This window comes from Streptomyces sp. SP17BM10 (assembly GCF_036322405.1).
In the GTDB taxonomy this organism is placed as follows: Bacteria; Actinomycetota; Actinomycetes; order Streptomycetales; family Streptomycetaceae; genus Kitasatospora.
The window spans coordinates 1-320 of the sequence record NZ_JAQYXB010000415.1; the positions used below are offsets into that span (position 1 = coordinate 1).

1 protein-coding gene is annotated in these 320 nt (G+C 56.2%); it reads right to left on the bottom strand.

Features of this window, described 5'->3' with window-relative positions; genetic code table 11:
- On the bottom strand, window positions 1-320 hold a 320-nt coding region (locus PUR71_RS41065; protein ID WP_329924861.1), incomplete at both ends, for a hypothetical protein.

The window sequence follows — 320 nt, forward strand, 5'->3', positions numbered from 1 at the left end:
GGGGGGGGCCCCCCCCCCCACCCCGCCGGCCCGCCCGCCCGGCGCCCCCACCCACCACCCCCCCCCACCCCCCGAACACCCGGGCCGGCCGCCCCCACACCCCCCCCCGGCCCCACCAAAACACCCCAACCACACCCCCCCCACCCCCCCCGCCGCCCCCAGCCCCACGAACACAACAAAAAAAACCCAAGACAATTCCAAAAAAAAAAAAAAAACAAACAAAACAAAAACAAAAAAAAAACACACAACACACAAAAACCAACACAAACAAAAAAAAAAACAACAAAAACACAAAAAAAACCACAAAAAACAAAAAAAAC